Origin of the sequence: Cobetia sp. 3AK, from assembly GCF_029846335.1 — a bacterium.
Classification (GTDB): domain Bacteria; phylum Pseudomonadota; class Gammaproteobacteria; order Pseudomonadales; family Halomonadaceae; genus Cobetia; species Cobetia marina.
The window spans coordinates 13,969-28,136 of the sequence record NZ_JARWKR010000002.1 but is presented as its reverse complement, the minus strand read 5'-3'; the positions used below and the strand labels follow the sequence as shown (position 1 = coordinate 28,136).

Sequence of the window (14,168 nt, the reverse complement as noted above, 5' to 3'; positions counted from 1 at the left end):
ACGCATTCACCGGTGAGGATCAGGCCTCGCTGAGCGCGGCCTTGAGCGCCGCCGGGCGCATCGGCAGATCACGCAGGCGAACGCCTACGGCGTGATGGATGGCATTGGCCACCGCCGGTGCGACCACCGTGGTACCCGGCTCGCCAAGGCCGACCGGCATCTCGGTACTGTCAACGAACTCGAGATCCATCTGCGGCACCTGATGCATGCGCAGCGGCTGGTAGGCGCCCAGATTCTGCGCCACCGGGCCACCCTCGCGGTATTCGGTGCCCTCGTGCAGCGCCATCGAGACGCCCCACAAGAGCGAGCCCTCCAGCTGCGCCATGGCGCCATCCGGGTGTGCGAGGGTACCGGCATCGACGACACTGGTCAGCTTCTCGATCTTGACCTCGCCAGTGGCGCGATCGACCTTGACCCGTGCCACGCAGGCCACCCAGGTCGGCATGCTGCGTTCCTGACCGAAGCTCAGCGCCACGCCCATGCCGGTATCTTCCGGCAGGCTGTCACGCTCGCTCCAACCGGACTTCTCCATCACGCGCGTGAGCACGTTGCGCAGACGTTCCGCCCCGCCCGTGCTGACCGGCGCCTTGCCGGCATTGCGGCCTTCGGCGTCCAGCAGCGAGAGGCGGAATTCAGCCGGATCCTGCTCGGCTGCCTGCGCCAGCTCATCGATGTGCTGCTCGACCGCCCATAGCGTCCAGCCCGGTGCGACGGAGCGCAGATACCCCGGCACGAAGGCCTCATGAGCGACCTTGTTCTGCTGCGCCCAGACACGCTGGGTGCCGACGTTGTACCAGTGGTCCGCGCCACTGATGGAGAAGGAATCCAGCTTGCCACCGCCTTCCACGGCTTCGGCGAGGAAGCTCGGCATCAGCGCGGCAGTCGGCCAGCCTGCCGCGGCGGCGTGCTCGGAGGCCACGACACGGCCCTCGGCATCCAGACCGGAACGCACACGCTGCACCGAGGGCGAGCGCACGCAATCGAAACGGCTATCGTCCGGGCGCGTGAAGATCATCTTGACCGGACGCCCCACGGCCTTGGCCGCCAGTGCCGCCGGCACGGCGTAGTCACCGTGGAGACGACGCCCGAAGCCACCGCCCAGATACAGCTGGTGGTGAGTGATCTTGCCATCCTCGACGTCCAGCGCCTTGGCGACGAGGGGAATCAGCAATGACTGCTGCTGGTTGCCACAGTGGACATGCCACTGCCCTTCCTCCTCATAGGCCAGTGCATTGGCCGGCTCCAGAGTGAAGTGCAGCACGCTTGAGGTGGTGAAGGTGGACTCCACCGTGGTCGCCGCACCTTCGATCAGCGCGGAAGGGTCACCCTGATCCACCATCAGCGAGCCATTGTCACGACTCGGGGCGCTGACCAGTCGCTGGCCTTCTGCCTGGATCGCCGCCTCATCGACGTGATAGCTGTCGCCCTTGCTCCATTCCACCTTGAGCAGGTCGGTGGCACGCATGGCCGCCGAGAAGTTGTCGGCGATGACCGCCAACCACCCCTGACACATGCCGGACGGATCCTTGAGCTCGATGGTCTGGCGATAGCCGATGACCTTGCTGGCCTCGCTGTCATCCACGGCCGTGACCTTGCAGCCGAAGCGACTCGGCGGCAGCACCGGGCGCGCATGCAGCGTCTTGCCGACACGGGCTTCCACCTCGGCAGGCAGGGTGTAATCGATGCCGTAGACCGCCTGACCATTGGTCTTGGCCGGCACGTCCAGCGCATTGCCCTTGGTGCCGAGCACGCGGCGCTCGGAGGCCGGCTTGAGCTCGATGGCCGCCAGCTCATCTTCCGTGAAGCTGCGCTCAAGGCCCGCGGCGACGATCTCGCCATAGCCCAGTGACTGATCGCCACTGATGACACGGCCCTTGCGCGCCTTGCAGCTCTCGACGGACACGCCCATCTGTCTGGCGCCCGCTTCGATCAACGCGATACGCCCGGCAGCCCCTGCCTGCGACAGCGGCTGGTAGCTGTGATTCACCGACCAGCTGCCGCCGGTGATCATGTAGCCCCACTTGGGATCGCTGTCGACGTAGACGATCTCGACGGAGGCCAGATCGGCCTCGAGCTCCTCGATGACCAGACGCGCCAGGCTGGTGGCGACGTGCTGTCCCATCTCGGCCTTGGTGATATGGATGGTGATGGTGCCGTCAGTGCCGATGGCATACCACATGGTCGGCTCGAAGGCGCCGGCGGACAGCGTCTCGCTGGCAGAGCGGCCGTCATCGGCGCCGCTGGCCAGGGCCGCGCCGGAGACCCCGAACGCCAGCATCGCGGAACCCGCGACACTGCCGATCAAAAAACCACGCCGCGTGATGCCGTGCTGGCTCGAGGGGTGACGAGTGGCTGCCTGAGCGCGCTGATGCCGGCCCAGCGTATCTTCAAACCTTGCCATGAGATGTCTCCTCGGCAGCAGAATGGCTCACGGCATCTGCCGTGGCACGCGGATCGAATGTGCCGACACCGGCAGTCGCGGCGGTGGCCTCGGTCTGCTGGCCCATCACCTGCGCCATGTCGCGCTCACTGGCGATCGCGGCGGCACGCTTCACCGCACGATGGATACGCACGTACGCCATGCAACGACACAGGTTGCCCGCCATGGCGGCAGTGACCTGCTCATCGGTGGGGTTGGGCGTGTGCTTGAGGAAGTCGGCGGCCTGCATGATCTGGCCGGACTGGCAGTAACCGCACTGCGGCACCTGCTCCTCGACCCAGGCTTGCTGCAGCGGGTGGTCATCGTTCTCGGCCAGCCCCTCGATGGTGACGATGTCGCCACCCTCGGCGGCCAGTACCGGCAGGACACAGGTGCGCGCCGCGGTGCCGTTCAGGTGCACGGTGCAGGCGCCGCACTGGGCGATTCCGCAACCGAACTTGGTGCCGGTCAGGCCCAGGTGTTCACGCAGCACCCAAAGCAACGGGGTTTGCGGATCGACCTCGAGACTGACGGCCTTGCCGTTCAGAGTGAAGTTGGCCAAGGGGCTTCTCCTCAGGAGCATGAAGCAGGGGGACAGGGTTCGGACAACGCGTGCAGGGTATCGCGGCCAGCCATGGCGTCATCTGACTGACGTGGCGTGGGTTCGGCGTCAGGGACCGACCCCAGGCTTTGAGGCCTGGCACGATTCGAATCGGTGAATTCTACAGGTCACGATTCGGCACCACGGTGCCAAAAAGGAAACAGTGTGATGTCACTGGGCGCATCATGGCCATGCAGATGCTGTCTCGCATGCCACACAGTATAGCGTTTCACGCCTTGTCATCGGCAGATGTTTGCATGACATCGGTCCGCCTCGGGGCTGGGCCGGTAGCGGTCGAGAATGATGGCGGCGCACCGGAGCGAGGACTCCCGCGAAGCCATGTGACTGCCTGGTATGGACGAGAGTGTCGCAGACGCGTCTGACAGTGGCGTATCCGGCATCTGTACTTTTATGAGAATAAAGTGAAATGTAGCGAGAGTCCTCATGGAGGATGTTCCGCCCATGGCCAGCACCGGGTGCAGGGACCGCAAGAACTGCAAGAACTGCAAGAACAACGACAATAACGATTCCCGGCATGAGGATCTGACATGCAACTCAACTGGAAGGCGGCGATCGCGCTGGCAGCGCTGATACTCGCCATCAATACCGGCGCGCGCCAGGCGATGGGCTTCATGCTGCCACCGATGGCCAGCGAGCTTGCCTGGGGCATGGGCAGCCTGTCATTTGCCCTCGCCATCCAGAATCTGGTCTTCGGGCTGGCCGCGCCCATCGCCAGCAAGCTGTCGGATCGCTTCGGCACGCTCAGCGTCTTCCTGGTCGGCAGCCTGTGCTATGCGGTCGGCATGGGCGTCACCGCCCTCTGGCCGACTCCGACGGTGTGGATGCTGGGCGCCGGCGTGCTGGCCGGTATCGGCATCGGGGCGACCACCTTCCCACTGGTGCTGGCTGCCGTCACACGCGTGGTTCCCCTCCAGCATCGTGGCATCGGCCTGGGCATCGCCTCGGCCGGCGGCTCCTTCGGGCAGCTAGTCTACTCGGTCGCGACCCCGATGCTGGTGCTGATCGACTGGAAGATCGCCATGCTGGCGCTCGGCGCCAGCTGTCTACTGCTGATTCCCATGGCCCTGCCCTTGCTGCGTCGCCCGCCGGCCGGCAGTGAAACACAGGCAGAGGATGTCCCGAGCCAGGGCCCGCTGCTGCAGGACCGGCGCTTTCTGGCGCTGGCCGGCGGCTTCTTCGTCTGCGGCGTGCACGTCGCCTTCATCGCCACCCACCTGCCCAATTTCGTGGTCGCCTGCGGTCTGCCCCTGAACGTGGCCGGCAACACGCTGGCGATCATCGGCGCGCTCAATATCGCCGGCACCATCCTGTTCGGTGCCTGGGGCGGCCGCCGTCACCCGCCGCAGCTGTTGATGCTGATCTATCTGTGCCGCGCCGCACTGGTGATGGCGATGGTGGTCATCCCGCCCAGCAGCATGCTGCTCTACGCCTTCGGCGCGATCATGGGCGTGCTGTGGCTGTCGACGGTGCCACTGACCAGCCAGGCCGTCGCGCTTTACTTCGGCCAGAAGCGTCAGGCCTTCGTGTTCGGCATGGTGCTGGCCGCGCATCAGGTCGGTGCCTTCCTGGGGGCCTGGGGCGGTGGTGTGGTCTATCAGCTGACCGGCAGCTACGACCTGCTGTGGATCGCCAGCGGCATCTTCGGCCTGCTGGCCGCGCTCGTGCACTGGCCGGTGCGCCGCGAGCCCAAGCGCATGGTGCAGCCACAACTGGCCTGAGTCGCGCCACAGCATCTGATTCTCAAATGTCAGACCACACCTCCACAACGACACAGCCCCCATCGGCGAACCCGATGGGGGCTGTGTCGTATGGGGCTGTGTCGTATGGGCTCGGGCCAGGCGATCAACGCTGGAAGGCGTAGACATTGCCGACCTTCAACAGCCGCGTCAGCTCATCCAGCGCCGCCAGTGTCTCTTCGGCCAGCTGCGGGTCGGCGAGATCCGCCGGCGTCAGGCTGTCACGATAGTGACGCTTGACCCAGTCACCCAGCTCGCCGTGCAGCTGATCCGTCATCATCACGCGCCCGGAGAGCGCGGCGCGCTCGGCGTCACTCAGTACCACACGCAGACGCAGGCAGGCCGGGCCGCCGCCATTGCGCATGCTCTGCTTGACGTCCTTGACCAGCACTTCCCCGATCGGGTTCGGGCCGGCCAGAATCGCATTCTGCAGCGCATTCCATACCGCCTCGTTCTCCTGACACTCCCCCGGCACCACCAGCGTCATGCTGCCATCGTCATTGGAGAGCAGCTGCGAGTTGAAGAGGTAGGAGGAGACGGCATCCTCGAGGCTGACGGCTTCCAGTGGCACGCGGATCGGGATCAGCGGTGTGGACAGTTTCGCGCGAATCTCGTTGAGCACCGCCTCCTCATCGCGGAAGGCCAGCTCGTGATAGAACAGCACCGGGCCATTGCCCACCGCGATGACATCGTTGTGGAAGACACCGGCATCGATGGCCTCCGGATGCTGCTGGGCGAACACCACCTGATCCTCGCTCAGGCCATGCTGACGCGCGACGGCCTGACTGGCTTCCAGTGTCTGACGCGCCGGATAGCGACGCGGTTCGACGCCGTCACCGCCGAAGGCCTGACGGCCATAGACGTAGAGATGCACGCCCGCCCCGCCGTGGCCATCGCACAGCCGCGTGTGGTTGGCCGCACCTTCATCGGAGAAGGCCGGCGTCGCGGGCAGCGCAGGATGATGCGCGAAATGGGCATCGTCGGCGAAGATGGCGCCCAGGATGCGCCCGGTGGTCGCGGGCTCCAGGTAGCGGTGGAAGCTGGATTGCAGGTTGGCCGGCGTGAAGTGCACGCGGCCATCACCGCTGTCGCGCGAGGGCGTGACGGTGGCGGCGTTCGCCGTCCACATGCTGGAGGCGGAACACACCGCGCGCAAGAGTTGCGGTGCCTGCTCGCTGGCCGCCTTCAACACCTGGGCATTGCTGCCGGTGAAGCCGAGATCACGCAGTGCGCCAAGGTCCGGGCGCTGCTGCGGCAGCAGAACCCCCTGTGCATACCCCAGATCCGCCAGCGACTTCATCTTGTCGAGGCCCTGCAACGCAGCTTCGCGCGGGTTGGAGGCCAGGCCGCCGTGGCGCATCGAGGCCACGTTGCCATGTGCCAGACCGGCGTAGTTGTGGGTCGGGCCTACCAGGCCATCGAAATTGATCTCGTGATACGGGGTGTCGGACATGAAGGTCTCCTGCCACGACGCCTTGGCACCTCAGGGAGCAGGCACGGCGAGCGTCGTGGTCAACAATGGGTAAGCGGCAGCGGTGCCCGAACGGACGGCCTTACAGACGGATACCGGCCGGCAGGGTCGCGGGCAGCGCCAGCACCTCGGCTTCCATCGAGGCGACCGGATAGCTGACATAGTCGGCCGCGTAATAGGCACTGGGACGGTGGTTGCCGCTGTCACCGATGCCACCGAAGGGCGCGTCGCCGGAGGCGCCGGTGGTCTGGCGGTTCCAGTTGACGATGCCGGCGCGAATGCGCAGCAGGAAGTCGTCCCAGTCAGCACGCTCACCGCCGATCAGCCCGGCCGAGAGGCCGTAGCGGGTGTCATTGGCCAGCGCGATGGCCTCGTCCCAGTCGGTGTAGCGATGGATCTTGAGCAGCGGGCCGAAGAATTCCTCGTCCTCGAGCGCAAGGCCAGTGACATCGATCAGCGCCGGGCTGAGCAGACTGGTGCCCTCTTCAAGCTGCTGCATGCGCACGAGGACATTGCCGCCCAGCGCTTCGAGATCATCCTGCGCCTTGAGCAGGCCCTCGGCCGCCGCGACACTGGCCAGGCCGCCATAGAAGGGCGCGTCCTGCTCGAACTGCCCCGCCACGCGCAACTCGCGCAGCGCCGTGGCCAGCGCCTCGATCAGACGATCACCGACCTCGCCCTGCGGCACCATCAGGCGGCGCGCACAGGTGCAGCGCTGACCGCCCGAGGCGAAGGCCGACTGGATGATCGCCAGCACCGCGGCGGCTTCATCCTGCACATCGCGCACCACCAGGGGGTTGTTGCCACCCAGCTCCAGCGCCAGCAGCTTGCCGACTTGACCGGCGAACTGACGGTGGAGCAGCTTGCCGACCTTGGCGCTGCCGGTGAACAGCAGGCCATCGATACCCTCGGACTGGGACAGGGCCTGACCGACGTCCGCCGCGCCCTGCACCAGATTGATCACGCCGGCCGGCAGGCCCGCGGCCTCCCAGCATTGCAGGGTGAGATCGGCGGTGGCCGGCGTCAGCTCGGAGGGCTTGAACACGCAGGCATTGCCCGCCAGCAGCGCCGGTACCATGTGGCCGTTGGGCAGGTGCCCCGGGAAGTTGTAGGGGCCAAAGACGGCCATCACGCCATGCGGGCGGTGGCGCAGGACCGCCTGGGTGCCTGCGACATCCTTGGCGCGCTCGCCGGTACGCTCGTGATAGGCCTTCACCGAGATCGCGATCTTGCCGATCATCGCGCCGACCTCGGTACGCGCTTCCCACAGCGGCTTGCCGGTTTCACTGGCGATGCAGATCGCCAGCGCTTCACGATGCTGCTCCAGCTGATCGCGGAAACGCTCCACCACCGCCAGACGTGCCTCGAAACCCAGGCGCGCCCAGGTCGGGAATGCCTGACGCGCTGCCGCGACGGCCTGCTCGACCTGCTCGGCAGTGGCCGAGGCGCCCTGCCACAGGCGTGCCTGGGAGACGGGGTCGGTCTTGGTGAAGGATTCGGCCTCCCCCGCTTGCCACGCGCCGTCGATGAAGAGCTGTTGACGCACGTTGAGTGTGGCGGGAGTCGGAGTCGTAGTGGTCATGGCATGCCTCATCGAAAGGGCGCGCCGCGTAAGCGACGCTGAACAAGGAGATAACGGGGCAGTTGGCGATCTGCCCCGCTGATGGCAAAAGGACGCAAGGCGACATGGGCCTGCGAGATGGCGCAAAGAAGCGGATGCCCGGGGCGAATGCTTCAGCTGGCCAGCACGCGTAGCGTGTCACCGCCGGTGACGCCAAGGCGTTCGGCCTCATCACGGTGCAGGCGCACATGGCAGGCACCCGCGTCGTCCCGCGTGACAGCATGGCTGATCCAGCTGGCGCGGAAGTCCGCCATGCCGGTGGTGGCGGCCATCACGGCGGGACGCTCACAGGCCGGGGCATCAGACGCGATCACCTCGACACATGCCAGCTGGCTGTCACGGACGCCGCGCACGTCATCGATATAGGCCTCGACCGTCGGGCCGCCATCGAAGATGTCGACATAGCCTTCCCAGCGCAGCCCTTCCTTCTTGAGCATCGCCACCGCCGGGCGGGTGTGCTCATGCACCTGACCGATGGCGGCACGCGCCTGCTCGGAGAGAAACGGCGTGTAGATCGGGAACTTGGGCATCAGCTCGCCGATGAAGCTCTTCTGGCCCATGCCGGTGAGGCGGTCGGCCTCATTGAAGTCCATCGGAAAGAAGTGGCTGCCCAGACACTCCCAGAACGGGCTGCGCCCCTCGGGCGTGAAGACACCGCGCATCTCGGCCAGCACCTTGTCGGGGAAGGCCTCACGGAACTGGGCCATGAACAGCCAGCGCACCTTGGAGAGCAGCGCACCGTTGCGGTCCTTGCGCCAGCCCTCACGCAGGAACAGCGAGCAGACCTCGGCATCGCCGGTGTGATCGGAGCACAGCGTCAGCGTATCCAGGGTGCGATGCAGATCGAGCTGCACCGAGGAATGCGCCAGCGACCCGAGGCGATAGTGATAGAACGGCGCATCGGTGCCCACACAGGCCTCGATGGCGCAGCAGCCCGCGATGCTGCCGTCGCGCTCATCCTCGAGCACGAAGAAGTACAGGCGATCATCGCCGGGTTCCCGGCCTTCGAAGGCGGCCAGGGTGCGCTCGATCTTGGCGCTGAGAAATTCATGATTGTCCGGCAGTGAGGTGAAGCCGACGCCAGTTTCCCGCGCCAGCACCTTGAGGCCTTCGATATCGTGACGAGCGATAGGACGAATACGCATTACAGCTCTCCCTCATCGACCGCCGGCAAGGGCATCGGCACGGCAAGCACCGCACGCCCTTCTTCCACCCCCAGTACCTCGGCCTGCTGCGGCGTCAGCATCAGCTGGCCGGTCGGCGTCAGTGCATAGCGCGCCAGCACGCAGCGGAAATCGCCGAGCCGCTGGTTGGCGACCATCGCCGGCACCGCGTCCGGCAGGCTTTCCTGCGGACGGATACGCACCGGGTGCCAGCCGCACTGCTTGAAGGTGTGCAGACGTTCGCACTCCGCCAGCAGCAAGGGGCCCGCATCGAAGATGTCGACGTGGCGCGAGCGCGAGAAACCTTCGGCGAGCATCTCCTGCATGGCGTACTCGTGGCGCGGATTCTCGCGCCCGATGGCAGCGCGCGCCTGGGGCGTGAGAAGCGGCAGATAAAGCGGGAACGGTGGCATCACCTCGGCGATGAAGCTCTTGGAGCGCACCCCCGCCATCTGGTTGATGTCATTGAAATCACGATCAAAGAAGTGCTGGCCGACGCTGTCCCAGAACGGGCTGACCTGACGCTCGTCGCGCGTTTCCAGATAGCCCGGGAAGGCCACCGCCAGTTCATTGGCGAAGCGTTCCGGGTACTGGGCGATGAACATCAGGCGTGCACGACGCAGCAGGCTGTCCGCATCCGTCTCGCGGTAGCGGGCATCCAGCGACAGCGCGCACAGCAGCGTGGCATCCGACACCTCATGCGACAGCGACAGCGTCTGCACTTCATGGCGCACGTTGAGCTGCTGCGAGGCGTGGATCAGCGTTTCCTGACGATAGGTGTAGTAGGCCTCCCGCGCGCCAGCCTCGGCGCGCAGCGAGGCGGTACCGACCACTTCCCCGCTGTCGAGATCCTCCAGCACGAAGCAGTAGATCTCGTCACCGGGAAAATCGATCTCGGCACGCAGGCTGCGCTGGGAGCGCGTGATGCGCTCCTCGAGGCGGTCACGATGTGCCGGCAGATTGGTCAGGCGTGGCGTGGCCGAGGCCGCGAGCCGCTCGAGAGCGAGCAGATCGCGGCTTTCGGCAGGCCGCACCACCAGCATCGGGGCACTGCTCATGGCGCTGCTCATGCAGATGCAGAGGCGGCGACGAAGCTCGCCACGGCACGGTCGAGCTTGTCGAGACCGCTCTGGAGCTCGGTTTCACTGATCACCAGCGACGGCGCCAGACGCAGCACGTCAGGTCCGGCGACCAGCACCATCAGACCTTCTTCCATCGCCAGATTGAGAATGTCCTTGGCACGCCCCGCATAGTCCGGCGCCATCTGGGCACCGATCAACAGGCCCATGCCACGCACTTCCTTGAAGACACCGTGACGCTTGGCGATGCCTTCCAGGCCATTGCGCAGCAGTTGGTGGCGATGCGCGACGCCCTCGAGCACTTCCGGCGTGTCGATGGTCTCGAGCGCCGCCAGACCCACCGCACATGCCAGCGGGTTGCCGCCGTAGGTGGAACCGTGAGTGCCGATGGCCATGGCCGGCGCGATGCGGTCCGTGGTCAGCATGGCGCCCAGCGGGAAGCCGCCACCGATGCCCTTGGCGGTGGTCAGGATGTCCGGCACCACGCCGAAGTGCTGGTAGGCGTAGAGGTGGCCGGTCCGCCCGGCACCGCTCTGGACTTCATCGAAGATCAAGAGCGCATCGTGCTGGTCGCACAGCTCACGCAGCCCCTCGAGGAAGGCCTGCTCCCCCGGAATGATGCCGCCCTCGCCCTGCAGCGGCTCGACGATGATCGCGCAGGTGTCATCGCCCATCAGCTCGCGTACGGAGTCGAGGTTGTTGAATTCGGCGTGCTGGATCCCGCCCGGAATCGGCCCGAAGCCCTGGGAATACTTGGGCTGACCACCGACGCTGACGGTGAAGAAGGTGCGGCCATGGAAGGACTGACGGAAGGAGATGATCTTGTCCTTCTTCTCGCCATGGGTGTCGTGGGCGAAACGACGTGCCAGCTTGAGCGCGGCTTCGTTGGCCTCACCACCGGAGGAGCAGAAGTAGACCTTGTCGGCGAAGGTGCGCTCGGTCAGCGCCTTGGCCAGCGCCAGGGCCGGCTCGTTGGTGTAGACGTTGGACAGGTGCCAGACCTTGTCGGCCTGATCCTTGAGCGCCTTGACCAGTGCCGGGTGGCAGTGACCCAGCGAGGTGACGGCGATGCCGCCGGCGAAGTCGATGTACTCACGACCTTCCTGATCCCACAGACGGCTGCCCTCGCCGCGTACCGGAATGGCAGCCTGGGGTGCGTAGTTGGGCACCATGGCATGGTCGAAATCGGCACGGGTCAGCTGGGTCATCGTCTCTTCCTCATCGCGGGGGCGTTGCGTGGCAGGCCGATGATCGGCGAGCCACGGGTCATGACTCCCGAGTATAGGGAGGCGAGATGACAAAGACTTTCAGCGAAAGGACGACGACTTATGTCAGGAGGCGACTTTTGTCACCGGTGCGACATTTCAGGCCTGCAGCATGAGACGTTCGTCGCGGGGGCTGCGCCCGAAATGGTTGCGGAACGCCGTGGAGAAGTGAGCGGCGCTGGAAAAGCCGGTGGCCAGCGCGATCTCGCCGATGGGCTGATCACTCTCGCGCAAGAGCTGACGTGAGCGTGCCAGACGCAGATCCAGATAGTAGCGGCTGGGCACCGCCTGCAGATGCTTCTTGAACAGCCGCTCCAACTGACGCCGCGAGATCCCGAGGTGCTCGCCGATCTCGTGGGTGGACAGCGGCTCCTCGATATTGGCTTCCATCAGGGTCACGGCCTCCACCAGCGGCTGGGGCGCATGGGCGAAACGGTTCTTGAGCGGCACGTGCTGTGGCTCGTCCGCCAGCCGGATACGCTCGCAGACGAAATGCTCGGAGACCTTCTCGGCCAGCGCACGACCATGCTGCTGGGCGATCAACGTCATCATCATGTCCATCGCCGCGGTACCCCCACCGCAGGTGACACGATCACGGTCCAGCTCATACAGCTGATGGGAGACGTTGACCTGCGGGAAGTCGCGACGGAACGACTCGGCACGCTGCCAGTGGATCGTCGCACGATAGCCATCAAGCAGCCCGGCGCGAGCCAGCTCACGGGTGCCGGTGGAGATACCGCCCAGCATCACGCCACGCTCGGACAGACGCTTGAGCCAGGCCAGCAGCGCGGGATTCGAGGCCACCTCCTGCAGGCCCGCCTCGCCCGCCGGCTGAGCACCGCACACGAACAGGGCGTCCAGATGGCGCGAATCACTGGCGACCAGGCTGTCCGGTGACAGGTTCAAGCCCGCAGCGGACGCCACACCGCGCCCGTCCAGCGCAAAGGTGACGGCCCGATAGAGTGTCTGCCCCGCGAGCTGATTGGCCACCTGCAGGGGCTCCAGCGCACAGGCCTGGGACAATAACGAGAAGCCGGGCAACAGCACGAAGCCGATCTGGCGTTGCTGGGCCTGGGGGGAAACCAGTGAATCCACGGGCATGGGTGTGAGTCGAGGTCCATCGCGTGAGGGTGGGGAAAACCTGCCGCCACATTGTGCCATGCCTCTGGCACTTGTGCCTGGCCCGGACTGGCATGACGCTCAAGATGAGGCCGCCACATACGACGACGCCACCCCGAAGGGTGGCGTCGTCATCGCTCAGCGGGCAGCGGTCAGCTGGCAGCGCTCGCTACCCTGACCTCTGCGCTTGCTGAAGCGCTCTTACATCTGCACGACATCGAATTCGACGTCGGTGGCGACGTCGGCATCGTAATCGACATCATCACGCGTGAAGCCGAACAGCTTGAGGAATTCCTGCTTGTAGCTGGCGTAGTCGGTGATATCGAACAGGTTGTCGCTGGTGACCTGCGGCCACAGTTCCTGACAGGCCTGCTGGACGTCGTCCTTGAGCTCCCAGTCGTCGAGACGCAGACGGCCGGACTCGTCGGTGATGATCTCGCCTTCACCATAGAAGCGCTCGGCGTAGAAGCGGTTGAGCTGCTCTATGGTGCCTTCGTGCAGGCCCTTCTCCTTCATGATCTTGTAGACCATGGAGATGTAGAGCGGCATGACCGGAATCGCGGCGCTGGCCTGGGTGACCACGGACTTGAGCACGGCCACGTGGGCACGACCACCCTTGGCGGACAGCTTCTCGTGGATGCTGCCGGCGGCGCGGTCCAGATCTTCCTTGGCGCGACCCAGCGCACCGTGCCAGTAGATCGGCCAGGTGATCTCGGTACCGATGTAGCTGAAGGCCACGGAGCGGGCGCCATCCGCCAGCACGCCGGCGTCGTCCAGCGCCTGCATCCACAGCTCCCAATCCTGACCACCCATCACGGTGACGGTATCTTCGATTTCCTGCTCGGTGGCCGGCTCGACCTCCGCTTCGATGATGGTGTCCTTGTTGGTGTCGATGGCGGTCGCCCGGTAGGTCTCGCCGATCGGCTTGAGCACGGAGCGTTTCACTTCACCGCTGTCCGGCAGCTTGCGCACCGGAGAGGCCAGCGAGTAGACCACGAGATCGACTTCGCCCATGTTGGCCTTGATCAGCTCGATGGCCTTAGCGCGCGTCTCGTGCGAGAAGGCGTCGCCATTGATGGCCTGGCTGTAGAGCCCTTCCTGCTTGGCGAACTTGTCGAAAGCGGCAGAGTTGTACCAGCCTGCGGTACCGGCCTTCTTCTCGGTGCCCGGCTTCTCGAAGAAGACACCCAGGGTGTCCGCGCCGTAACCGAAGGCTGCCGTGATACGCGCCGCGAGGCCATAGCCGCTGGAAGCACCGATCACCAGCACCTTCTTCGGGCCACCGTCGCGCTTGTCACCGACCGTCTTGCGGGTGATGGCGATCTGCTCGGCAACATTCTGCTCGCAGCCCTTGGGATGAGTCGTGGTGCAGATGAAGCCGCGAACCTTGGGTTTGATGATCACGTAAGAACCTCGTTTGCTGTTGGCCCGGCGTGTACCCGCCGATGCTGATGCCCGATTCCAGTATGCAACGACCACGGCGCACGCTGCGCGACCGGTACCTTGCTCTGAAAACGTCTGGTGAGTCTGGCTGTCGAATCAGGACATGCAGGCGTGTGTGCCTGCTGCTGGCCGCTATTCTAGCGGCTGTCGGCGACGCTGTCCGCCCCGGCGGGCCAACCCGCGCTGATGTCACGTCACTGGAGCCCTCCTTGGCGACTGCCGTATCATGT

Annotated in this window: 9 protein-coding genes and 1 pseudogene; 1 reads left to right on the top strand and 9 read right to left on the bottom strand. The window is 65.5% G+C overall.

The features are described from left to right. Positions 1-19 precede the first annotated feature (19 nt). Positions 20-2,401: a molybdopterin cofactor-binding domain-containing protein gene (locus tag QD228_RS02690; protein WP_279874331.1), complete on the bottom strand. Its 2,382-nt coding sequence runs from the start codon at positions 2,399-2,401 to the stop codon at positions 20-22. A gap of 133 nt (positions 2,402-2,534) precedes the next feature. Beyond that, a pseudogene (locus tag QD228_RS02685) lies at positions 2,535-3,002 on the bottom strand ((2Fe-2S)-binding protein); the annotation flags it as partial. A gap of 566 nt (positions 3,003-3,568) precedes the next feature. On the opposite strand from QD228_RS02685, the gene QD228_RS02680 reads away from it, so the two are divergent. Further along, positions 3,569-4,759 carry an MFS transporter gene (locus tag QD228_RS02680; RefSeq protein WP_077378283.1) on the top strand — a complete coding sequence of 397 codons (1,191 nt, stop codon included), beginning with the start codon at positions 3,569-3,571 and terminating at the stop codon, positions 4,757-4,759. A 124-nt stretch (positions 4,760-4,883) separates the two neighbouring features. On the opposite strand, the gene astB is transcribed toward QD228_RS02680, so the two are convergent. The 7 genes from astB to fabV all read right to left on the bottom strand — a co-directional run bounded on the left by astB (position 4,884) and on the right by fabV (position 13,899). Continuing rightward, positions 4,884-6,230, bottom strand: coding sequence for an N-succinylarginine dihydrolase (gene astB, locus QD228_RS02675; protein ID WP_279874330.1), 1,347 nt, complete (start codon positions 6,228-6,230; stop codon positions 4,884-4,886). A gap of 100 nt (positions 6,231-6,330) precedes the next feature. Beyond that, positions 6,331-7,830 carry a succinylglutamate-semialdehyde dehydrogenase gene (gene astD / locus QD228_RS02670; protein ID WP_279874329.1) on the bottom strand — a complete coding sequence of 500 codons (1,500 nt, stop codon included), beginning with the start codon at positions 7,828-7,830 and terminating at the stop codon, positions 6,331-6,333. 152 nt (positions 7,831-7,982) lie between these two features. Further along, positions 7,983-9,014, bottom strand: a complete 1,032-nt coding sequence (astA, locus tag QD228_RS02665) for an arginine N-succinyltransferase (RefSeq protein WP_279874328.1) — start codon at positions 9,012-9,014, stop codon at positions 7,983-7,985. Next, positions 9,014-10,075, bottom strand: coding sequence for an arginine N-succinyltransferase (locus QD228_RS02660; RefSeq protein ID WP_141392325.1), 1,062 nt, complete (start codon positions 10,073-10,075; stop codon positions 9,014-9,016). Before QD228_RS02660 ends, astA begins: the two co-directional genes overlap by 1 nt. A gap of 23 nt (positions 10,076-10,098) precedes the next feature. Beyond that, positions 10,099-11,319: an aspartate aminotransferase family protein gene (locus tag QD228_RS02655; protein WP_176493570.1), complete on the bottom strand. Its 1,221-nt coding sequence runs from the start codon at positions 11,317-11,319 to the stop codon at positions 10,099-10,101. A gap of 156 nt (positions 11,320-11,475) precedes the next feature. After that, positions 11,476-12,477 (bottom strand): GlxA family transcriptional regulator, encoded by a 1,002-nt coding sequence (locus QD228_RS02650; RefSeq protein ID WP_279874327.1) that lies wholly within the window; start codon positions 12,475-12,477, stop codon positions 11,476-11,478. Positions 12,478-12,696: 219 nt separating this feature from the next. Then, the gene (gene fabV, locus QD228_RS02645) at positions 12,697-13,899 is read right to left on the bottom strand and encodes an enoyl-ACP reductase FabV (protein WP_279874326.1); all 1,203 of its coding nucleotides are present in this window, start codon (positions 13,897-13,899) and stop codon (positions 12,697-12,699) included. Positions 13,900-14,168 lie beyond the last annotated feature (269 nt).